This is a genomic window from Vibrio sp. PID23_8 (assembly GCF_003584965.1).
Classification (GTDB): domain Bacteria; phylum Pseudomonadota; class Gammaproteobacteria; order Enterobacterales; family Vibrionaceae; genus Vibrio.
The window spans coordinates 19681-43794 of the sequence record NZ_LIXE01000009.1; the positions used below are offsets into that span (position 1 = coordinate 19681).

The following is a 24114-nucleotide window of genomic DNA, read 5'->3' on the forward strand; positions in this document are numbered from 1 at the left end:
TAATCCTTTTGGTCACCCGATTTCCAAATCAAAACTCGTTTGTTGCCAGAAGCGCACCGGTCTTCACTGAGAATTCTCGCTTGATCTCTTTTCGCAATAGCTTGCCTGCCGGACTTCGCGGCAATTCACGTTGCAAAATATGAATTTGGGAAGGCACTTTGTAGCTGGCAAGGTGCTCACCAACAAAACTCCTCAGCTGCGCTTCACTGATCTGTTCGTAAGGGGCGAGAGAAACGACTGCAATCACCGCTTCCCCTGTGGTGTCATCTTCAATGCCAAAGACCGCCGCTTCTTTAACTGCGTGATGACGCTGGAGACAAGACTCCACTTCTTGCGGAGACACTTTTTCGCCATTGCGGTTAATCAACTCTTTTAATCGGCCAACGATAAATAAGAAGTTGTCTGCGTTGCGGTAACCTAAGTCACCCGTAGCGAGCCAACCGTCATGCATCACTTCAGCAGTTCCTAGGGGGTTGGCGAGGTATTCTTTCATTACCGATACCCCTTTCAGCCACACTTCCCCAACTTCGTTATCTGGCAGTTCTTGACCAATCGGGTCAACGATTTTTACCTGCATGATCGGTGAAATAACACCAGAACTATCACGATTTAGACGGAATAAATCACCTGACACCGCCGATGCAACGCCATTGCTTTCAGTCATACCGAAACCAATACCAATCATCTGATTCGGCATGACGTTAAAAACATGCTCCATTAGGGACTCGGGCACGCCTGCACCGCCAAAACCCAAACCGAATAGTTGCTCTAATATGGCTTCTTTATCTGGATGCGGCTCTCTAAACAGCTGCAATAACATTGACGGAGCACAATTGAATTGTGTTACTTCCTCTTTTTTCATCAACTCATAGGCTACCTGAGTATCCCACTTATGCATGAATACCAAACGGGTACCATTTCGCAAAGCAGTTAGAAATTGGGCGTGCAAACCGCTGACGTGGAACAAAGGGACGGCAGATAAAATAACCGCAGGCTTCGCCTTTTCGACAATCCGCTTTACTTTATCCGGGGAACTCATCGCCGATAACGCCGAGATAAAATCAATATTGAACAACGATTGGCACACGGCTTTTTGACTTGAGACAACCGCTTTTGCTCGGCTCGTCGTCCCAGAAGTAAACAAAATCAAAGCAGAGTCATCACTCTCCACTAACGGCATTGGTAAGTCTGCTTGTGGCTTAGGCTCTCGAGCAATCAGTTCTTGATAATCAATCGCCATACCATATTGCTTTTCACTGTCATCAATCACGATAACCGCGCAGTCATCAACCGCCGTCTCACCGTCTAATCGCGCGAATCTGTCTTTGTCACAAACGAGGACAGCTGGCTGAATATCTTCTAAAGCCGCTTGCAGCTCTTCCTTACGACCAAAACTGTTTAACGGCGCAGGAATCGCTCCGAGACGTGCCGCTGCACAAAACGCGACCGCCCACTCCGGCCGGTTTCGACAGGCAATAGCGACGACCGAGCCCTGTTTAATACCACGTTGTAACATCCAACTGGCCAGACGATCGAGTTCATCAAAAAAGCGTTGGAAGCTCCAGCGGTCCTGTTGGTAAACCATAAAACATGAGTCATCCTCGCGCCTTGCTGTTTCGATCACCTGCGGTAAGCTCTGCGGTGCATTGCAATAAGAGAACAAGCCTTTGTTATCCTGTTGTAACGCAAATGGGCTCTCTTGTGCCGTCAGTTGTGACACTAGCTGGCTAATTTGGACATCCTGTTCCATAGACCAATCTCCTTTATGTAAGCGAATCGATAGCATAAAAAGGACGGTATGTGATCACGCCCCCGTCTGTACTAAATTGTTTTTCTATTTTTTGTTCAAATTGTAAATAGTTCACGTGTGCCGCTGTCTCACCTAACGCGAGCATGGTATTCATCGCGCTCATTTCTCTGGTAAACAAGCTACGCATGATTTCATATAAATGGCATGTGCCGTTATTTTGTACGACGTCTAGCGTTTGTTTAAGCCGCCTCTGATGAAGGGCATATATCGCATTAGTCCGCTGATGCAGACCGAAAAACACACCACCGTGAGCGGGTAGCACCATCGTATCACTAGGCAAACCGTTTAATTTCGTTAATGACGCCAACCAGCCACGCAACGGGTCAGCTTGGGGCTCAATTTCATTGACGAATACGCTACTGCTGATTTCTGGTAGCAGTTGATCACCAGCAATCAATAAACCATCCGTGGCATTATAAAGACAGACATGTTCTGGTGAGTGGCCTTCTCCGATGAGAACATGCCATTCTCTTCCCCCAATCTGAAACACATCACCTTCGCGAACGCGGCAATAGTTTGGGGCATAAAGACTGGATAATGGATCCATTTCAATCAGGGACAAGATATTATCAATGAGCGATTCTGGTACGCCTTGCTGACGATAAAACGGTTTTAAGTGCGTGTTGACGCGCTTTTTCTTCGAATCCGCTAGCGTCCTCATCAAAAAATATTCTCCCGCAGACATATAAAGAGGAATATCGAAGGTTACCATCATCCACTTAGCCAAACTCGCATGATCATAATGAAAGTGGGTACAAATTAGTCCTTTTAGTGGCTTTTTAACTAACCACTTATCGACAATCTCCCGCCAAATTTTCTTGACCATTGGGGTCGCAAGCCCCGTATCTACGACATACCAGCCGTCGAAATCTTCTAACAAATAGATATTTATGTGATCGAGCCCCAAATCCATCGGCATACGGACTATATAAACGCCAGGTACGATAAGAGTTGGCTCACCGACAGATGGGGAAGCCATAGGATAGCTCAGTTCAGTCGCATGAGACTTGGTATGTTCTGGAGCCGAACGTTCAACTGTCACCCTAAATTCTCCCTCTCTTATTTATCCCAAAAACAGACGTTACCAAAATGTAAACAAAATACGCAGAATGCAATACGTCCAAAAGGACGATGTTTAAAATTACAAACTCTCTATCTTCTATCTACAACAAAGAGACTCAATGTCATGAGGCTCGTTCTCATTGACTTAATGCGTAAGTTGTCACGCACGATGTTTTAAACAAGGGCCACCGGAGCATCCCGATGGCTTTCTCACTGATAGGAGAGAAGTATGATTCCGTCATCTACGAGTACGGTTAACTGGCGTACCCATACAACGTTATTGCTCCTCGCTCTGATTTATGTATTTTCTTATATTGACCGTAACGTCATTGCGATCCTGATTGAGCCAATTAAACAAGAATTTGGCGCATCAGACACCATGATGGGGCTACTTTCTGGCCTCGCATTTGCCACCGTTTATTCACTGCTTAGCCTCCCCCTTAGTCATTTCGCTGATAAAGGCGTTAACCGCCGTAACATGGTCGCGATTTGCTGTGGATTGTGGAGTATCGCCACTGTGCTGTGTGGCGCGGTGCAAAGTTTTTGGACAGCATTACTCGCTAGAATGGGCGTCGCGGTCGGTGAAGCCGGAGGTATGGCACCTTCGATTTCAATGCTTTCAGAACTGTACCCAAAAAATCGCCGTTCATTGGTGATCAGCATCTTTATGATGGGTCCACACCTTGGTCTGCTATTAGCCATGATCATCGGCGGTTGGATCGCACAAGAATATGGCTGGCGAACGGTATTTTTTGTCTTTGGTGCACCAGGTATTTTACTCGCCGTTTTACTCTACTTTTTCGGTGTCGAGCCTAAACGCAACATAGAATCGCAACCGACAACTGCGCAACCCCATCATTCACTGCGTTCGCAATTGTCCTCTATTGTGAAAACACCTGGCTTCCTAATGCTAGCCATCGGTTGTGCACTAGCCGGAACGGCGGGTTATGGCTATGTCATTTGGGCACCAACCTATTTGGTACGTACACAAGAGATGTCTTTAGCCAGTGCCGGCTTGATATTCGGCATTGCTAGTGGTGTAAGCGCCTGTATCGGCAGTATATTCAGTGGCGTCGTTTGTGACCGCTTGGTGCAAAAACATTTCCGCTGGCAAATTCTATTCCCAATGCTCGGGATTTTACTTAGCTTTCCAGCAGGCATCGCACTGATCCTATGGCCAGCTGACGTGAGCATGGAATTGATGGGGTTTGCGATCTCACCAAGCTTCGTCTTCATCGGGTTGTTTGCGTTTTTTAATTCATGGTGGCCAAGTCTCTCTTATGCGGCAGTCAGTCAAATTGTTGGTTCCACACAACGTGCGAGTGCAGCTGCGTTACTTAACTTATTCCTAACTCTGTTTGGCGCCGGCCTAGGCCCACTTATCACTGGTGGTCTTAGCGACTACTTTGGTGACAACGGGTTGGCTGACGCACTTCTTATTACGTTTTCTTTGTTCTTGATTTCTTCCTGTTTTTATCTACTCGCGTCTTTTTATTACCGACCAGTAGACGAAGACAGCACGACAACGAACGACAACATGCACACATCGACAAGTGCGCCTAACACAAAACAGAATCTAACTGAGCCTAATTATCAACAAGGAGAAAATCATGGCTAAAACCGAAGACTACCGCCTAGGGGAATTTACCTTCCCACGTGGCTGGTTCATGATCGCGACTTCTGAGGATATCAACCAACCGAAACCCCTTGCGGTTCGATTTTTTGGCCGTGATTTCGCTCTCTATCGTGGTCGTGCGACGGGTCGCGTCGTACTACTTGACGCTTACTGCCCGCACATGAAAACACACCTTGCGGCAGAGAATGACACGTCATACGTAATTATCGATGGTGGAGGTACCAACATCGATGGCGATGGCATTCGTTGTCCTTACCACGCATGGCGCTTTGGTCCAGATGGTAAAGTAGACGATATTCCTTATCATGACGGCCCGATCCCAAAAACAGCGTGTGTTAAGTCTTGGCCAGTGGTTGAAAGCATGGGAGCCATCTGGGTCTGGCACGATCCTGAAAATGGTGATCCAGAGTGGGATCACCCTTCTCTGCCTCAGTGGGATGATGAATCTTGGGTTCAATGGAAATTTGATGACCTAGGCGAGCTAGAGCAGCACCCTCAGGAAGTCATCGATAACATTTGTGATTATGGTCACCTTAGCCCGATTCATGGATCAACCGTACAACGATACGAAAATGAGTTTATAGGCTATAAAGCGATTCAGCGTCAATGTGGTCCTCACCGTACGCTGGTTGGTGAAGATGGCGTTAGCCCTATTCTGCACACCACGACAACTTATCATGGTCCAGGTGTATTGCTTTCTGATCTAACGGGATACTACGAGTCGGTGCTAATGATTGCCCATACCCCGGTTGACGACGGTAAGGTGCATGTGTGGCATGGTCTACTTGTGAAATCGCCAAGCGGTAAAGAGAAAGCAAGCGTGGAAGATGTGATTTCTGCACGTCAATTCCAAGAAGCAAGTAAGCTTGCATTTGCTCAAGACTTTGAAGTATGGACAAACAAGGCGGCATGTCTGAATGGTCTATTCTTGCCAAGTGACGGTCCGTTCATGAAAGCACGTATCTGGTATAAGCAGTTCTATAACCCTAAAGCACGTAAGCAAGAATTCTTAGATAAGTGTGAAGGTGTTTATGTGCCGAAAGGCGCAACCCCATACAGCGAGTAAACTCTCCTCACAATAGCCTTTGTCTACCAAGATGAAGGCTATTGGGATCCCCCTCCGCCATGATCTTCACTGCGTTTTTTCTGCTCCCCAATTTCCTTTCTCACAGACCAAACATATCTACGTCCCATTTTTTCATTTATACCTCAATTTTAACTACCACACTCAAAAAATAAGGGATATACTTATTGCCATTACGAGGTGGAGAAAGATATGGACACTCAACAAACAACAACAACGTTTCAATCGCTAAAAGATGGCGCCGACGCCTATATCAAGCGCCGTAACCTGCGCCTTTTGGCTAATCATCGTAAAGAATTACGTAACTTTACTCGCGCAGAAGCCTCAACATACCTTGATATCGACGCAAAAACCTTAGACAAGTATGTCGCTGCAGCCGATATTGATCCACGCCGTCATGAAGACTCTCAATGGAACATTGATATTGAGGAGATGTATCGTGTGCGTGATTTATTACCAGAAGCGTTGCGTAAAGAAAGCAAATTCATCCGAAGCGACGTGCAAAAACTTCAGGTGATTGTGATTCAAAACCAAAAAGGTGGTGTGGGTAAAACAGTGTCCGCCGCAACCATCGCATCAGGCCTCGCGACTGAGTTTCACCAAGAGTATCGCATCGGTCTTATCGATATGGACGGTCAGGCAACGCTCTCTATGTATTATGCGCCGGAAGCCGAGCTGGAAGGCAATCTATCGGTTGGCGATCTCATGATGCGCAATTTTGAGTTGGATGAAGGTGAAACGTTCGATCAAGCAGTGTCTGACGCATTCCTTACGACCACTATTCCAAACCTGCGTATTTTACCCGCATCACAAACTGACCGAGCGATCGAAGGTTGGTTTCACGAGCAGGTGTTCGGCCACAAGTTGGCTTCACCTTACTCTATTTTGAGCGATATCATTGATGCGGTTCGCGATGAGTTTGACATCATCATTATCGATACGCCACCGTCGCTTGGCTATGCCACTTACAATGCTTACTTTGCAGCAACCAGTGTGGTGTTCCCATTATCCATTACAGAAAATGATATCGATGCGACGTGTTCCTACTTTAGTTACATCCCTCAAGTATGGGCGCTATTGGCCAATGCCAACCACGAAGGTTATGACTTTATGAAAATCATGCTGACGAACCATCGTGATAGCTCAACCACAACCGAGTTGATGAACAGCTTGTATGACAACTTTGCACCGTACATTTATTCAAAAGAATTTAAGCACAGTGAAGCGGTTCGTCAGGCTTCTTCACTACTCTCTACCGTTTTTGACATGTCAAAAAGTGAATACCCAAAAAGCAAGGCGACTTTCCAATCAGCGCAGCAAAATAGTTACGAGGTAACAAGCCAAATCTTGCGTGATATTGTGAATGTATGGCGTGAACAGGAGCAAGCGTAATGGCGAAAAAACGTGGCGGTAGCCCTCTTGGTAATGCAGTTGGCGCAGCTCAAGCGCAACAAGCAGCAGCGGAATCAAACCTAACCTCTTTGACTCATCAACTGACTAATGAGTTGGAAAAAAGTGGACGCTCTGCAGCTGAGTACTTACAAAAACAATTTGGCATTGAGTCAGTTGGTCAAAGCATGCAGTGGCAACTGGCTTCTGGTCAGTCAGCGCACTTCAACGAAGTGATCTTCTCGTATGAGCAGGTTCGCGACGATACTTACGTTACTTTTGATGTCAATGGCCGAGATCAGTCGTTATTAACTGAAGAATCACTACAAGACCTTAACTCGCTCGAGTTTCAGCAATTTTACCCAGCAGTGGGTCGTGAGATTGATGGCAAGCTTGACATTTTAGATGGTTCCCGTCGCCGAGCGTGGTTTTTGCTCCAAGAGGGTCGCGTAAAAGAGTTTCGCATTCTGGTTACTCAGGACGACATTTCGATTGCGGATGCTAAAGCGTTAGCAAAGCAACTACAAACCGCGAAAGAACACAACCTACGAGAGATTGGTAAGCAGTGTGTCGCCATTCAACAAGCCAATGAGGGCATAACCCAAGCAGAAATTGCTGCGCAGGTTGGGCTCAGTCAAGCTGGTGTGAGCAAAGCCATCAAAGCAGCGAGTGTTGATGACAACCTAGTCAAACTGTTCCCTGTGGTAAATGCCCTCTCCCACCCAGATTACACCTTACTTGATAAGGTGATGAAAGCGTGTGGTGATGATGTAAACTTAACGGAATTTGTCCGCCGTATTGGCAAAAAAATTGTCAATATTCAGGCTGAATATTCCACTCAAGATCAGAAAGACGTGATCATTTCCGCTATCAAAGCTGAGCTTAAAATCACAGAAGCAAAACAAGAAAAAGACAAGGCAGAAGTGATGACACTGGCACAGTTCAGTAACAAAAGTATGTTTGCTCGCAAGCGAGTCAAAGGGCGTAATTTCTCTTATGAGTTTTCACGTCTACCTAAGTCGCTGCAGGATGACCTTGATCATGCAATTGCCCAAGTTCTAGAAAAACATCAGGGATAAATAGCCTCCCCTCCCCCTACAGCACAGAGCCAGTCCCAAAAGACTGGCTTTTTGTTGGTGTGTATATCGCCAATCTTCTATGCCAGTTAATCTATATGGCTCACTTATTCGCGTTTAAGCCTGCAAAGAACGTCTCTCTAAATAGACACCGTCTCCACAACGTCACCGAACTGCATAATTTGCTACACATAAATTGAGTGAGTACAGCATCATGCGTAGTCTCATGGTCATCAGCCCTCCTTTGACAATGTATGAGTCAGCAGAAAGATACCCAAAGTAAGGAGTCACGATAAAAAACGTTTTAACTTGATTGATCATATCAACCATTATGGTCATGCCTTGGTTGGGTTATGCCAAAAAACAAGCAATATCGGCATCAATGGACGATGAAGACATCGAGTGGGGAAGCTGCCCGCCTTTCTTTCCTGATGAATGTCTAATAGCCGTTCTGCATGGTGAGCCGGGGAAAACAAATGCCGATATCTAGGTCAAAATTACTAGTGGCTAAAAAAACCTGCCTATTGGGATACATCAGCAGAGAGGATGGTTTTAATTTCAAGCGAACTTAACGTCACTTATCAGGGGCAAGCCCCTACCAGCCTAAAAATGGGAATGTACGCATACGGTCCAGCGAAAGCGGTCCATCAAGGAGAGTGTATCAGTCAGACTGCATGTATATTGGCCATTGTCTTTGAAGCGCCTGTTGGTGAACATGAGCATAAATCATCAGCTCTAGGAGTGAACAACGTCATAGATCTGTTATGAGTATGGTACTTGAGATTTTCTATTTTACTCGTTTGAACAAATAACAAGGCCGTCATTCATAGTATGAATGACGGCCTTGTTATTTGTGATAGCGTTAAGGCTCGCTTAAGTTAAAACTGTTTAGCTCGCATCATGGCATCCATACCGCCATCAACAAATAGCACGCTACCATTCACAAAACTCGCCTTTTCAGAAACCAAAAACGAAACAGCATTAGCAATTTCTTCCGGTTGACCATTGCGCCCCATCGGCGCGACGAAGTTTTTCACCGCTTCGCCAAATCGAGGATCATCTTTTGATGCTTGATGCAGTGGCGTTTCAACCGCACCTGGCGCAACAATGTTGACGCGGATACCTTTGTTCGCAACAGAAACCGACCATTTACGAGCCCAGGCAGTCACTGCATATTTTGATGCAGCGTAAGCTAAATGGGTTGAGCCCATCATTTCAGCAATGTGGTTCGCTTTCTCTTCATCAGAATCAAACATCGCTTGTGCAAGCTCTGCCGTTTCTTGTTGCTGATGTGTCGACGCGACTGACCCGATCACAACCACAGATGCTTTTCCGACTTTTGTCAAAGATTCCGTTAGTCCTTCAATCAACTCAGTAACACCAAAATAGTTAACGCCAACAATTAAAGACGTCGACGGTGCAGTAACACCAACACCGGCACAGCAAATGATGCCATCAAGCTTACCGTCACATAGACGTGTGATTTCATTAACCGCTGATCGACGACCCGATATTGTCGCTAAATCTGCTGCGATTTTTGTAAAGTTGTCGTCCGTATTTCTATCGATACCGATAATAGAATACCCTTCAGACGCCAACATTTTGCAAACCTCAGCACCAATACCTGATGCTGAACCTGTAACTGCAATTGAGGCCATAACTGCTCCCTAGTTAATCGTTATTTTTCCAACCCAAATAAACTATTGCTTGAGTGTGACTACGCAGATTGTTTTGCCATTGTCATAGCGGTGTCGTCAATCATATCTTCTTGACCCCCTACTGTACCCTGACGCCCAAGTTCCATCAAAATATCACGGGCAGGCACTCCGAATTTTGCTTCAGCACGCTTAGCAAACAGTAGGAATGACGAGTATACGCCCGCATAGCCAAGCGTCAGCGCATCACGGTCAATTCGGATCGGCTGCTCCATCATTGGCGTAATAATATCTTCTGCCACATCCATTACTTTATACAGGTCAACACCATGACGAATGTTCATGCGGTTCAAGACAGCAACCATCACTTCTAGTGGCGTGTTACCTGCGCCAGCACCGAGGCCCGCAGCAGAGGCATCAATACGCTTCGCACCGGCTTCGATTGCCGCAAGAGAGTTTGGAATGCTCATCCCCAGGTTGTGGTGGCCATGGAAACCAATTTGCGTTTCAGGGTTGAGTGAATCTCTTAGCAACGCAATGCGTGAAGTGACATCCTCTGGCAACATGTAGCCTGCTGAGTCCGTACAATAGATGCAGTTTGCACCGTACGACTCCATTAATTTTGCCTGCTCTAACAGCTTTTCCGGTGACGCCATGTGAGCCATCATCAAGAAACCGACAGTGTCCATGCCCAGTTCGCGCGCTAAACCAATGTGCTGCTGAGATACGTCCGCTTCGGTGCAGTGGGTCGCAACACGGATTGTGCTCACTCCAAGGTCATGCGCCATACGCAAGTGATCAACAGTACCAATACCCGGCAATAGCAATGCGGATACTTTGGCCTGCTTCATTTTTGGAATAACCGCCGTCAGGTACTCTTCATCTGTGTGCGCAGGAAAACCATAGTTCAAAGACGCACCACCCAGTCCATCGCCGTGCGTCACTTCAATCAGAGGTACGCCCGCTTCATCTAAATTAGTCGCCACTGCAACCATTTCATCAACTGTGATCTGATGACGTTTTGCATGCATGCCATCACGAAGTGACATTTCGTGTAGAATGACATCTCTATTTTCAAAATTCATGGTTCACTCCTTATACGACAGCCGATGATTCAATGTTCGCTAACAGTTCAACAGCGAGCATTTCTGCCGTTCTCGCTGCAGATGCGGTCATAATGTCAAGGTTGCCGGCATATTTCGGCAAGTAGTCCCCTAACCCTTCCACTTCCAAGAAGATCGACACTTTGTTGCCATCAAAGATTGGACCGTTCTTCAGTGTGTACCCTGGTACGTAGCGCTGAACTTCTGTAATCATCGCATGGACAGACTCAGTGATCGCCGCTTGGTCGGGCGCTTCCTTAGTCAAGCAGTGGATCGTATCGCGCATAATGAGCGGAGGCTCGGCCGGGTTAATAACGATGATCGCCTTACCGGTGTTTGCCCCACCGACTTCTTCAACGGCACGCGCCGTGGTACGAGTAAACTCATCAACGTTCTGACGTGTACCTGGACCAACTGAGCGGGAAGAAACCGTTGCAACAATTTCACCGTATTCCACTTCCTGTACTCGCGATACCGCTGCAACCATTGGAATGGTCGCTTGGCCCCCACACGTCACCATATTGACATTCATGATCGAGCTGGCCATTTTCTTTAAATTCACTGACGGGACACAATAAGGACCAATCGCCGCTGGCGTGAGATCCACCATCACAACACCCAGTTCATTTAGTTTGCGAGAGTTTTCTGCGTGCACATAAGCTGACGTGGCATCAAAAGCAATTTTGATCTCGTCCTCTTTAACATAAGGAAGCAAACCATCGACACCTTGAGCCGTAGTTTTTAGCCCGGCATCACGAGCGCGAGCTAGGCCCTCTGACTCAGGATCAATACCAACCATCCAAACTGGTTCTAGCACGCCACTGCGTTGCAATTTATACAGTAAATCTGTGCCAATATTCCCTGAACCGATCAGAGCACATTTGATTTTACTCATTTACTAATCCTTCATTTTTATCTAATTCGAAATTTCCTTTGCAATGACTTACTCGGCAAAGCTGATGCTCGCTTTTCCTAACCCTTCGATTTCCATATCAAAACGATCACCAACTTTCGCATCAATTAATGGTGCCAATGCACCCGAAAGAATAATTTCGCCCTTTTTGAATGGAATGCCGTATTCACCTAAAGTATTTGCCAACCAAGCGACGGCCTCCGCTGGATGACCTTGAACCGCACTGCCTAAACCGAGAACCGCAAGCTCACCATTGTGGTATACCTTCATTTGGGCCAACGCTAAGTCGACCGTACGTGGATCAACGCGTGACTCGCCAATGACAAACACACCACAAGATGCGTTATCAGCCACTGTATCAATGATGCTGATCTGCCAATTTTCAATTCGAGAATCAACAATCTCAAAGCAAGGTGCAACCCATTCGGTCGCCTCGATAACTTGCTCTGCCGTCACACCTGGGCCGATCAGATCCTGCTTGAGACAAAAAGCAATTTCTCCTTCAGCGCGCGGTTGAATCAACTTAGCCTGCGCTAAACTGATTTCACTGCCATCTGGATAGTGCATGCTATCAGTAAGAAACCCAAAATCTGGCTGATGAACATTAAGCATCTCTTGCACCGCTTTACTGGTAACGCCGATTTTTTTCCCGATCACGACTTCACCATCCTGGGCTCTCTTCTCTAACGCATGCAGCGAGATTTGGTACGCATCATCTATCGTGAGTAAGTGACTCTCCTCACCAGATACCAAAGGGGCGATGGTCTTACGTTGGCGTAAAGCTTGATATAATTGCTCGCCATATTTTTCTATTGCAATATTGCTCATAAACCATTCCTTAAGATGCGTTCGCCCATAAATCTGGTAGGCCGGGGTCGGTTTGCTGGATCAGGCGTTTTAAAATGACTTTCAACGCCATCACATCGCCTTCGCCTAGTTGTGAGACCATTTCCTGTTCAATCACTTTGGCTTCGGAAATGTGCAGCAATGCGGCTTGGTGACCGTTTTCCGTCAGTACGTATCGGCCGTCAATCTCTCGAACCGCGCCCTGCTTGACCAGCTCATCCATATGCTGAGTTTCAATTTTTTGGCCGGTATAATCGACATGTGCATTAATTTCGTTCAGTCCAATATCGTCCTGAATCGCCAACACCGATAAGGCAAAGAAGTGCATCGCCGTGATGCTTTGCTCTTTAAGGGTTTTTTGCATTCTACCTAACATTTGAAAATGAGCTCGCCCCAAAAGGTAACCCAGTAAATCTTCACTGTAGCTGCATTCTAATGCCTCACTCGCCGATGAAAGTTTTAGCTCCTGCCACGGTTTTTTCGCAGTAACCGCATATTGGCCTGACTGGAATGCCAGAGGAGGCAGGTCTTGTTGGTCAAAAGCGATCACTTCGCCGATAAAAATGATGTGGTCCCCGCCGTCATGCGTAAACGCCGTACGACACTGAAAACGCGCCGTACACTGCTGAAGCAACGGTGCGTCCGAGACACCTTTATCCAGTTCTAGCCCTGAAAACTTATCCTCACCTTTCGAAGCAAATCGGTTCGATAGTTCTTGCTGAGCTGACGACAACACGTGAACGTTCCAATGTGTTGCTGACGTAAATGCCGGTACACTCAGCGCAGTTTTAGCCAGACTCCAAAGTACCAACGGTGGATCAAGCGAAACCGAATTGAAGCTGTTTGCGGTTAGGCCAACCGCTTGTCCTTCACCATCTCGAGTCGTAATGATGGTCACGCCCGTGGTGAATGTACCTAAGGCGTTACGGAGCGCCTTAGGATCGATATTCGATTGCTGCATCAGCTCTTCCTCTCTACAAAAATGAGTTGTCTTTGACCCTGTCATTATTGAAAGGAACGTGGCGACCTCCATCGTCAATACGGACTACAGTTTATGACGCATAGATTTAGCTCCTAGTCCCAATAGACGATTCCGTTCCGTAGTGCTTCGAAAATAATCATTCTGTGATACTCAAACAAAAACACTTCGATGTACTGATTAACGGTGATAAAGCACGGATAACAGGTGAAGGAACAAAGGAGAGAAGCATGAAATACCAGAAAGGATTCCCCGCTCTACTAGCCAGTATACTACTGGTACCATCGACCTCAGTATTGGCTAAGGTGTCGCAAGAAGAAGCGAGCCAATTGGGCAACGCATTAACTTGTACCGGCGCAATTGCAGCTGGCAATGAAGCAGGGACTATCCCAGCGTATTCAGGCAAATGGCTAGGAAAGCCAGAGCATGTCGATTATGAGTTAAACGTGGGTCAACCACTCGTCGACCCATACAAAGATGATAAACCGCTCTATGTGATTGATGGCCAGAACTTCAATGACTACGCGGACAAATTGTCTCAGGGACAAATTGCGATGTTCAAGCAGTACCCAGATACGTTTAAAATGCCCATCTACCCAGGTCGTCGCGATTTCCGTTATCCAGATGACGTTTGTGTGGCGATTAAGAAAAACGCCGTTGACGCTGAGCTGATCGACGATGGTTTTGGTTTTTCCGGCTACAAAGGTGGCGCACCATTCCCTATCCCTGATCTTAGCCAACCAATGCAAATCTATGCGAATCAGACTTTTCCACACCGTCCTTACACTTACAACACCACTCGCGATGTCGCTGACGTCAGTTCTACTGGATCAATTGCCTGGGCGCGTACCATCAATAAGGGCCTCGACATGACGAACCACCCGGATGAGGTAGGTAAGCCGATGGAAGGTGTAATGGCTTACAGCTTTGTGTCCTCAATTTTGCCAACACGCCAAAAAGGTAATGCAACAGTGACTTCTGAGCCAGTTAACTTTGCCCGTGGTAAACGTCTAGCGTGGACTTACAACCCAGGTACTCGTCGTGTTCGTCAGCTGCCTGAGTATGGTTTCGATACCCCATTAACAGGCACATCCGGCAAGCTAACGCTTGACTCGGATCGCCTAATGAACGGCTCGCCTGAGCGCTATGAGTGGAAAGCATTTGAGCGCCGTGAAATGTACATCCCGGCCAACGCCTACCGAGTACACCAAGATGATGTCACCTATGATGCGCTTTTAACGAAAAATCATGCAAACCCTGATTTTATGCGCTACGAGCTCCGTCGTGTTTGGGTGTTAGAAGGCAACCTTAAAGACGAGTACCGTCATAAATATGGAAAACGTGTGATGTACATTGACGAAGATACTTGGCATGCCATTGCCAGTGATTTTTATGACACCCGTGGCGAACTAGTTCAATACGCTTACATCAACTACTACTACGCGTTTGATGCCAAAGCTTATGAGGCAGGTTCAAGCTTCTATCACGATCTGAAAAGCGGAGGTTATGTAGGTTACAACCTGTTCCAAGAACGTGGTATTGCACCAATTCTAAACAAAGGTAACTTCACGGCTAACAACTTTACGCCAGCCGCACTGCGCCGTCTGAGCCATTAATAGGAGAGCAGAAACGTGAAACTGACAACCAATTATAAAAAATCTGCTCTCTGGTTAGCACTATTTGCTTCTAGTTCGCAAGCTGGAGAAACCATCAATCTAGGCAATGATGCCACGTTGAATTGGAAAGGAACCATCACTTATTCCGCTGGTATGCGCTTAGAAGAGCCCGATCCAGTATTGGCATATAACCCAAAAACAGGGAAAGGGTCAGTCGGCGACAGTAATTTTGACCAGTACGACATGATCGGTAATGGTCTTTACCTGTTACTCGAAGGGCATTTGAGATGGGATAACTTTGGTTTTGTTGCCTCTGCAAGTACTTTTTACGATCATGTTTATCAAAATGATAAATTTTCTCACGATGCACAGAAATACAGCGGTGGTTACACCCGCCTACTCGATTTTTATGGGTACACTTCTTTTCCATATGGTGAATACGGCTATGCGGATATTCGCGTAGGTCGCCATGTAGTTGCATGGGGTGAGGGATTATTTTTTCCTAGCATCTCGCTAGCGCAAGGACCGACCGATGCGATTAAAGCCTCCGTTCCGGGTACAGAAGTAAAGGAAATACTTCTACCTGAAGACCAGGTTTCGATGCAGCTAGAAGTCACCCCAGAATTGTCTCTACTTGCACAATGGCAGTTTAATTGGCAAGAAACATTGGTTCCTGAGCCAGGTACCTTTTTCAGTACCTCTCAAGCGGTTGGTGAGGGGGCAACATGTTTAACCCAACCTCCGGGCGAACCTTGTGTTGTCGCCTCTCGCGGGGCTAATATCGAGCCAGGTAAAACCGACCAGTGGGGCATTGGTACTCGTTATCGCGTGACCGATGTATCAGAAGTGGGCTTGTACTACCTCAACTATTCCGACCGTATCCCGCTCGTTGAAACTCAGTATAGCCTTGTTCCTGGTACTCCAGGGAAATACAATATCATTTATTTTGATGATATTAAACTATACGGTTTAACCTATTCAACCAATGTGGGCATTGCCTCTATTGCGGCGGAAGTTTCATACAAAGACGGCGCACCTGTGTTCGTTGAAGGTGCTCTGTTTGGGAACGCCGTACCCCTTGCGTCTCGAGGCGAAGTGTTGCAAACCAATTTAAACACCATTGTTAACTTTGGTCGCAACGCCATTGCGGAATCAGTCAACCTTACGGCAGAAATCGCCTACGTTGATATTCTTGATGCAGATAAGCGCAACATCGCCGGAATTCCGCCTAGCCTACCAAACCCTGAAAGTGATAAAGTATATTATGATGATCATAGCCTAGCAGTTGCGGCAACACTGATCCTATCTTACCCTAGTTTCTCTGAAGGGTGGGGGCTATCCATCCCTATCGGTTATACCGGCCAGATTTCAGGGCGCACGCTTACCGGTGGTGTGGGCGGTGAAGGCGACCATCGTGCACGAGTCGGTGCTGAGTTGACTCACAACGAATCCAATATTCTATTAACTCTTCAATATGCTGGATACTTTGGTAATCCAGATGTTGGTGACCCAATTAAAGAACGTCCTTTAAGTGATAGAGACAACATCTCTTTTACCGCTAAATACGCATTTTAATGAGCATAAAATGGAGGCGATAACGCCTCCATTTTTTTATTCAACGTCACGTCAATGTCTGTCCTTAATTCCGTCAACCACATTGCATTTCCCACTAATTAATCGGCGACCACCGACGCATTTAAACTGAAAAATATCCACCTAGCCCGTTTGGACGATGCCAGTGATCCGTATGTGCAACTATAACTAGGGTCTACTGTTATGCACGACAAAAATGCGCATTAAGGAACGATGCCAAATAACATTGAAACGAGGTGGTATATGAAAAAAATGGCAACTACGCCAATTGCAATCGCTTTGTCACTTATCATGGCCACAGCTGGCACCATAGCTTTTGCACCAAGGATAACTGAACCTCTCGCGGCAACCGAAATCCCTGTCAAGAATATGATCATTACTAGCGTCGCTCAGTCAAAGCTCGGACTTATCGCCGCTGGAGAGCTAGGTCATATTCTCCTCTCTCAAGATAATGGTCAAACGTGGAACAAAGCCAATATCAACACACAGCGACATGCGCTGATTACCGATCTCACGTTTCAAACTGAATCATATGGGCTAGCCATTGGGCACGAAGGTTGGATATTACAAACCCAAGATGGCGGTGCGAACTGGAATGAAGTAAGTTTCGGCAGTGAGCACAGCGTACCACTGCTAAACATCAGCCAGGTCACCAAGAATCAATGGGCCACCATTGGTGCTTATGGCCTGACCAGAATATCGAATGATAACGGAAACACTTGGCAGGATGTGCCACCTCCGGCACAAACGGATTGGCATCTCAATGCCATGATAGTGCCAAAGGAAGGCAAGACTCGATTGATTGCCGGCGAAGCGGGCACAGTACTGAGATCAGAAGACAACGGTCAATCCTGGCAAAGCATCACGCCATTCTACGACGGTTCTTTTTATGGCGGCATCCATCTTGGTAACCAGTCTTGGCTAATTTACGGCATGCGCGGCAACATATTCCGTTCCTTTGATGACGGCATCAGCTGGCAAAAAGCCGATTTCAACCTGCCTATTTCTCTTTTTGCACACCTTCAATTGCCCGACGGCCAAATCATGCTGGGCGGGCAGGGTGGGTTATTACTGTCCTCAACCGATAACGGTGAGAGTTTCAACCTGCTTAGACGCGGTGGGCGCGAAACCATCACCGATATCCATCTACTTGACAGCGGTGACCTTCTACTGGGTTCAGACGCAGGTGTGATTCATTTCCCTGTGTCTGATGCTAAAGAAATCGCTTATAAGTCAACCATTATCAACAAGTGATTGAATTCGGAGTAACCATGTCAACACAAGCCCTTACACGTAGTCATTTATTTGTGGATAAGTTAGGTCGATTGATCATTCATTGGCGCTTTCCGCTAGCACTGTTTTTCTTAGTTTTAACCGTTCTATTGAGTTACACCGCGACTAAAACACGATTTGATCCAGGTTTTACCAAACTAATCCCAATCAAACACCAGTATATGGAAGCCTTTCTAGAGCATGCCGATAAGTTTACTGGTACCAACCGTGTCATGGTCAGCTTAACTTGGAAGGGGGAGGGGGATATTTACAACCCAGAGCTTCTCGCTCGTTTAAGAAAAGCGACCGATGGTGTTTTTTTCACTCCGGGCGTAAACCGAGCCACGGTACGATCTCTTTTTACTCCCGAAGTTCGCTACCTTGAGGTCACCGAGTTTGGCTTTATGGGAGATGTCGTTATCCCATCTCGCTTCACTGCAGACAAAGCAAGCCTCGCGCAAGTCAGAAGTAATGTGGCCAAATCAGGTCAGATCGGTAACTTGGTATCTAACGACCATAAATCGGCGATGGTGCAAGCTGAACTGCTCGATATCGATCCAGAAACCGGACTTAAAACCGACTATGCCGCCGTAGCTAAGCACCTAGAAAATATCCGCCAAGCGCTTTCCGGTGCAGGTGTTGAAATCCAAATCATCGGCTTTGCAAAAGTCATGGGCGATGTCATGGATGGCTTATCCAATGTTTTGATGTTTTTCTCTATTGCGTTTGTCGTTACTGTGCTTTTACTGTGGCACTACACCATGTCAATTAAACTGACTGGCTTGATTGTTGCGGTTGCACTACTGCCGGTGATCTGGCTATTAGGGACATTGCCCATCATTGGCTACGGTATTGATCCAATGTCCTTATTAGTCCCTTTCCTTATTTTTTCGATTGGTGTCTCCCACGCGGTCCAAATGACCAACGCATGGAAACTTGATGTTTTGGCGGGGGTTGATAGTAAAGAAGCAGCCGTGAATGCATTTCGTCGCTTGGCAATTCCGGGCACCGTCGCGCTACTCGCAAACGCGCTTGGATTTATGGTTATCATGGTTATCGATATCCCAATCGTCCACGAGCTCGGTGTGACCGCTTGCCTTGGCGTTGCGATGATGATCATGACCAATAAAATGTTTATGCCGATCATACTTTCGCATTTAAGCCTTGAAAGTATGGCGCTTCGTCACACTCCCGAGCAGAACAAACACAGTCCATTATGGTGGGCAGTCTCCTCGCTAGCAACAGAAAAACCAGCAAAAATCTCCGTTGCCGTAATGCTTATTTTGCTCGCGGGTGCGACATGGCAATCGCGTAGCTTATTGACTGGCGACATTGGTAATGGAGTTCCGGAGTTACATGCTGACTCACGTTACAATTTGGACAACGATAAAATCGTCAGTGATTATTCCATTGGGATGGATGTGTTATCGGTCTACCTTGAGAGCAAGAACCAAGAAGAAGCTTGCCTGAACTGGGAAATCATGAATGCAGTTTCGCGTTTTGATTTTCATATGCGAGGCGTCGATGGTGTTCAGTCAGTCGCCACGACGGCGGGCAACGCTAAGCGATATGTCTCCGGTAATAACGAAGGCAGCCCATTATGGCGTACTCTGCAGCGTGATCCTGTCGCATTACGTGCAGGTGCTCAAGCCGCACATCCACAACTTGGTCTGAATGACAATGGTTGTCAAACCATAAATATGATGGTGTACCTCGATGATCACCAAAGTACGACGCTGAATCATGTCATCTCTGAAATCCAGACATTCATCCAAAATGCAAACCTAACCGATGCAGAATTTCGACTACTCGGTGGTAACGCGGGTGTTGCTGTCGCGACCAATCAGGCGGTAGAAAAAGCGGAAGTTCAAATTCTGATCTCAATTTTCGTTGCGATTGGTTTTTTGTGTTGGCTCACTTTCCGTTCATTTATTGCCACACTGTGTGTCATTCTACCGCTAATGCTAGTTTGTATTATGTGTAATGCATTAATGGCCGTACTTGGCATTGGACTAAAAGTTGCTACCTTACCAGTGATTGCGCTTGGGGTTGGGGTTGGGGTCGATTACGGTATCTACATTTATGAACGAATGCAGCATGCTCTCAATCGTGACGTCCCACTACGAGAAGCGTTCTACCAATCCATTCAAACTCGTGGCATCCCAGCAATTTTCACTGCGGTGACGATGTCGGTAAGCGTGGCAACCTGGGCATTCTCTTCGTTGAAATTTCAGGCCGACATGGGATTACTTCTCGCCTTCATGTTCCTAGTAAATGTGCTAGGCGCGATACTGCTATTACCTGCTCTTGCCTATTTATTAGGAGCAAAAGCGGTCGTACTTAATCCTAAGCACACTCCAGAAAAAGAGCCTGAAGCCAGAGAGGCTCAGCAGTCTTAACACTGACCATAATCTCAACGAGTACAGACAGGAATAACGATGAAAAAACTAGAAGGAAAAGTCGCACTCATTACCGGATCAGGGCAGGGCGTTGGCCAAGGCATTGCTCTCGCTCTTGCCGAGCAAGGCGCGAAGATCGCGGTAGTGGGACGTACCGAAAGTAAACTTGAAAAAACGTGCCAATTAATCCAAGAGTTCGGAGGTGAATCTAAGCCATTTACGCTTGATGTTTCGGATAGCCACAGCACGAGCCAGTGCATCGATGCCGTGGTTCGCCATTTTGGAGGCATCAACATTCTGGTCAATAATGCACAGGACTCTCCTCTAGGACGTCTTCAAGATCTCTCCGAAGAACAGCTTGAGCGTGGTTGGCAATCTGGGCCCTTAGCGACCTTTCGCATGATGAAGCTGTGTTATCCATACCTCAAAGGAGATGGCTGTATTATCAATCTCGCTAGTAGCGCAAGCAAACGTTGGGATATGAGTGGTTATGGTGGCTACGCAGCAGTCAAAGAAGCGATACGTTCGTTGACGCGCGCTGCGGCGAATGAATGGGGACCAGACAATATTCGCACCAATGTCATTTTACCACATGCTAAATCACCCGGCCTTAATTGGTGGATGGGCGAAAATCCAGAAGAAGCTGCCGAGTTTATCAGACAAATACCACTACAACGTGTCGGTGATTGTGTCGATGATATTGGAAAATTTGTCGCGTTAATGTGCAGTGATGAAGCCAGCTACTTAAATGGCCAAAGCATTGCTTTAGATGGCGGACAAGCGTATTTAGGTTAACACGCTCACTGTCATTCAACGGTCATCCACGAAGTCTACCTACCTTTATAATTGTCAATATTCAGCCTGAATATTGACAATTATTCATTGAAAAGCAGCATCATTTTTTCATTCCCCCGAACCACACTCAACCCCAAACTCGCCGCTATACACGACAAGCGATGGGCATTGGGTTCATGATATCAATCTAATGAATATGCTTTACAGATCGTCAAATGTCCTGGACGAAAAACAATCTTATACGCAACACATGAGTTTAAGGCCGAAGAGAAATACAACATGGGCCAACGTCCACTCAACCGGAATGACAGAACAAGCCAAAAAGTACAAAATTCAGACAGCAAATACTAAGTCCATTTTCCGATGCAAATATCTAACCTTTTAAATATTTTTATTTAGGAAAGCTGCCCTTGACGAAATCGAGTAAAACACAATTCGAATCAAACTCAAAATACCGCTTTTTCGTATCCAGTTGTACACATTTATGCTCATCTATCATCCGCTTAAACCCCAAAAAACACATAATACGAATTTAGAATCATTGAAAGATCGTTTGCCCGTACTTTTTATCAACAACCATGTTGTCAATCTGCCAATTCAGCGAACAAGTACGGATTTAGCGTGATTTCATAAAGCAAAGGAGGTACAGGTTTTCCGTAATTTATCCAAGTTTTTTTCTCCTTAACGATAAAAAACGCCAGTCACCATCCCATCAAGTAAAGACTGCGCTCCCCCCCGTTCTTAACCGTGAGAAAAGTACGTTTGATTTTAAACCAAGATATAAACAAAAGGGGCAACTGGCAGGTTAAAGATCAAATAGCATCACCTTTCACTTTATAAAATACCTTTTCTAGGTAGGGAGGTTGAATACTGATAGCCAAATATTGTCAAGCCGACCAGTTAAGCGACGATAATGCGAAGACTCAAGCCACATGAAACGAGCAGCATTGCACACATCACAGAAAGCACATTTATAGCTAACATAATTTAGGTGTAATAATGATCCCACACCTAAAATATGTCAGAATACCTAAATTATGTTAGTTATGAAGTAAGAGACCATGAGCGAAGAGCCATATTACTACCCTGTTGTTAGTGATAACTTACCTAAACACATCAAAAAAGGGCACCAACTGGTATTCAGTCGCCAGGATTTGTCTGCACGTGAAGCAGACATGTTTGCGCTAATGATTGCGCATATGAGACCGAATGACTGGGAGACAAGTACACCTCATTACGAGTTTACTTCGCATCAACTTTCAGAATGGCTCAATGTTGAGTCAAAGCATATTGGTAGTAACTTAAGCCCTGTCGCCAATCGATTGGCCAGCCGAAAAGTCGGCATCAAAGTTGAAAATAAGAAGGGTGATACCGAATTTGATTATCGCCCCTTGTTTAAGCACATTGCCTACAAAAATAGTGTGCTGACCATGGTCCCGAACGACATGCTGAAGCCTGAATATATAGAATATAATCAGGGGTTTGCGCTCATCAATACGCGTAACTTTTTTAATGTAAAAAAAGAGTACTCAAAACGCCTTTACGAATTGTTAAGCCGCTTTAAAGATAAAGGCTTTGAGATGCACACCCAGAAATTAGACGAACTGAAAGGGGTGTTTGGGCTGCTAGATGAAGCTGGTAAACTAAAAAAAGACAAAAGCTCATTTAAAAATAACAGCGTATTTATGAAACGTTGTATCAGAGAAAGCATCAAAGAACTCTCAGAACACCCTCAAATCAGCAAAGAGCTCCTTTTTCTCGAAAGCGAAAAAGGAGATAAAGGCTTCGAATTGATCAAGAAGGGAAAAACCATCGTCGGCATCAAATTTCTTTTCCGCTGGCTGAAGCTATCAACCGTTGATGAATTTAACCAACACGATGCATTACTAAAAATCAAAGAGTTAGAGTTAAAACGTATCAATGGCAATGAACGTTTGACCGATGCAGAATTAGAAATCTTAGCGATGTCTTACCGAAATTTAGGCAAAGAGGAGCATGCGCTAAAGGTAGAGCAGAGTCTCGCGAGAAGACACCGAGAACAAAAAGAGCAACATGTTTCCAGTCAAACTCAAGAGATTGATGATTTACTTGATAAAATCGATACATTACTCGATATCAACGATAACCCAGACTATTGAACATGACAAATTTTAGGTGTTAAGAACTTTAGGAGACAGATTTTAGGTGTTTACCTGTGATAAAAGACACATTTTAGGTATTTGACCATCTCAACAATGAACTTACGAACAAAAAACAAGCGGTCGAAGAAATCTCAAGCAGATCGGTTCCATTTCTATTGTTAATGTACTCCAAATGGCAAAGCGAGCGATGCAGATACCTAGATCTTGTTACCTAAAAACCTGATAAATGATCATAAACACCTAGAAGCTGTCTGCTAAACACCTGAAAAAGGATCATAAACACCTAGCAAGTGATCATAAACACCTAGATAATGTCACTTAAGCACCTAAAAAAGGATCATATTGCGGGATTAAATCATTTAAAATCAATAACTTGCAAAGCCTATAGATCTTATATTTTTCATAGTAATAATAGTGTTCATAGGTAAAATAGATCTTTATAGTGTCTGTGGATAAGTGGAAAATCAAAGATTTACACACTAATCCACAGAACCAACCAATTTATATTTTTTATTAGATTCCTACAGACCTCCCTCTGATCATCGATAAGACTGTTGATCACAAGAAAAGTCCGAATAAATGACGTTCATGTTGAAGCATTGTTCCGCTTCTCTCTAGATTACATGTCGGTGTTAAAGAAAAGGATCGTACTAAAAAGGCTTCACAAGCACGCTAATTGGATTTAGAAATCTAACCTAAGCCTATGTACTAATTGATTTGTTAAAGTCTATTATGGTGGGATACA

Annotated in this window: 18 protein-coding genes; 11 read left to right on the forward strand and 7 right to left on the reverse strand. The window is 45.6% G+C overall.

The window, feature by feature from the left end; translation table 11 throughout:
• Positions 1 to 28: 28 nt before the first annotated feature.
• Positions 29 to 1750: a class I adenylate-forming enzyme family protein gene (locus AK966_RS14680; protein ID WP_119464431.1), complete on the reverse strand. Its 1722-nt coding sequence runs from the start codon at positions 1748 to 1750 to the stop codon at positions 29 to 31.
• 13 nt (positions 1751 to 1763) lie between these two features.
• A complete protein-coding gene (locus AK966_RS14685) occupies positions 1764 to 2852 on the reverse strand; it encodes an MBL fold metallo-hydrolase (RefSeq protein ID WP_143699939.1) in 1089 nt (362 codons plus the stop codon).
• Between the two features lie 249 nt (positions 2853 to 3101).
• Here AK966_RS14685 and AK966_RS14690 point away from each other — a divergent pair, with 249 nt between their 5' ends.
• From AK966_RS14690 to AK966_RS14710, 5 genes are all read left to right on the forward strand, one after another.
• Complete coding sequence (locus AK966_RS14690; protein ID WP_099079445.1) at positions 3102 to 4490, forward strand: MFS transporter; 1389 nt, start codon at positions 3102 to 3104, stop codon at positions 4488 to 4490.
• Positions 4483 to 5574, forward strand: coding sequence for a Rieske 2Fe-2S domain-containing protein (locus AK966_RS14695; RefSeq protein WP_099079444.1), 1092 nt, complete (start codon positions 4483 to 4485; stop codon positions 5572 to 5574). The genes AK966_RS14690 and AK966_RS14695 overlap by 8 nt, the downstream gene beginning before the upstream one ends.
• Before the next feature lie 210 nt (positions 5575 to 5784).
• Entirely contained in the window at positions 5785 to 6984 is a 1200-nt protein-coding gene (locus AK966_RS14700; protein ID WP_099079443.1) for a ParA family protein, read from the forward strand.
• Positions 6984 to 8060, forward strand: a complete 1077-nt coding sequence (locus AK966_RS14705) for a ParB family protein (protein WP_099079442.1) — start codon at positions 6984 to 6986, stop codon at positions 8058 to 8060. Before AK966_RS14700 ends, AK966_RS14705 begins: the two co-directional genes overlap by 1 nt.
• A gap of 543 nt (positions 8061 to 8603) precedes the next feature.
• Positions 8604 to 8825, forward strand: a complete 222-nt coding sequence (locus tag AK966_RS14710; RefSeq protein WP_119464432.1) for a hypothetical protein — start codon at positions 8604 to 8606, stop codon at positions 8823 to 8825.
• Positions 8826 to 8935: 110 nt separating this feature from the next.
• Here the strand turns inward: AK966_RS14710 and AK966_RS14715 are convergent, their stop codons facing one another.
• Genes AK966_RS14715 through AK966_RS14735 form a run of 5 tightly spaced genes read right to left on the reverse strand, consistent with a single transcriptional unit; the run spans position 8936 to position 13535 of the window.
• A complete protein-coding gene (locus tag AK966_RS14715; RefSeq protein ID WP_099079441.1) occupies positions 8936 to 9715 on the reverse strand; it encodes an SDR family oxidoreductase in 780 nt (259 codons plus the stop codon).
• Between the two features lie 59 nt (positions 9716 to 9774).
• Positions 9775 to 10797, reverse strand: a complete 1023-nt coding sequence (gene dmpG, locus AK966_RS14720; RefSeq protein WP_099079440.1) for a 4-hydroxy-2-oxovalerate aldolase — start codon at positions 10795 to 10797, stop codon at positions 9775 to 9777.
• Between the two features lie 10 nt (positions 10798 to 10807).
• Positions 10808 to 11710 (reverse strand): acetaldehyde dehydrogenase (acetylating), encoded by a 903-nt coding sequence (locus AK966_RS14725; RefSeq protein WP_099079439.1) that lies wholly within the window; start codon positions 11708 to 11710, stop codon positions 10808 to 10810.
• Between the two features lie 48 nt (positions 11711 to 11758).
• Complete coding sequence (locus tag AK966_RS14730) at positions 11759 to 12556, reverse strand: fumarylacetoacetate hydrolase family protein (protein ID WP_099079438.1); 798 nt, start codon at positions 12554 to 12556, stop codon at positions 11759 to 11761.
• Positions 12557 to 12566: 10 nt separating this feature from the next.
• Entirely contained in the window at positions 12567 to 13535 is a 969-nt protein-coding gene (locus AK966_RS14735; RefSeq protein ID WP_119464433.1) for a flavin reductase, read from the reverse strand.
• A gap of 248 nt (positions 13536 to 13783) precedes the next feature.
• On the opposite strand from AK966_RS14735, the gene AK966_RS14740 reads away from it, so the two are divergent.
• From AK966_RS14740 to AK966_RS14765, 6 genes are all read left to right on the forward strand, one after another.
• Positions 13784 to 15169, forward strand: a complete 1386-nt coding sequence (locus AK966_RS14740; RefSeq protein ID WP_119464434.1) for a DUF1329 domain-containing protein — start codon at positions 13784 to 13786, stop codon at positions 15167 to 15169.
• 15 nt (positions 15170 to 15184) lie between these two features.
• Entirely contained in the window at positions 15185 to 16744 is a 1560-nt protein-coding gene (locus tag AK966_RS14745; protein WP_220473357.1) for a DUF1302 domain-containing protein, read from the forward strand.
• Between the two features lie 261 nt (positions 16745 to 17005).
• Complete coding sequence (locus AK966_RS14750; RefSeq protein WP_216360614.1) at positions 17006 to 18016, forward strand: YCF48-related protein; 1011 nt, start codon at positions 17006 to 17008, stop codon at positions 18014 to 18016.
• Between the two features lie 17 nt (positions 18017 to 18033).
• Positions 18034 to 20433 (forward strand): RND family transporter, encoded by a 2400-nt coding sequence (locus AK966_RS14755; protein ID WP_119464435.1) that lies wholly within the window; start codon positions 18034 to 18036, stop codon positions 20431 to 20433.
• Between the two features lie 39 nt (positions 20434 to 20472).
• Positions 20473 to 21228 (forward strand): SDR family NAD(P)-dependent oxidoreductase, encoded by a 756-nt coding sequence (locus tag AK966_RS14760; protein WP_119464436.1) that lies wholly within the window; start codon positions 20473 to 20475, stop codon positions 21226 to 21228.
• A 1061-nt stretch (positions 21229 to 22289) separates the two neighbouring features.
• Positions 22290 to 23366, forward strand: coding sequence for a replication initiation protein (locus tag AK966_RS14765; RefSeq protein ID WP_099079433.1), 1077 nt, complete (start codon positions 22290 to 22292; stop codon positions 23364 to 23366).
• Positions 23367 to 24114: the final 748 nt, after the last annotated feature.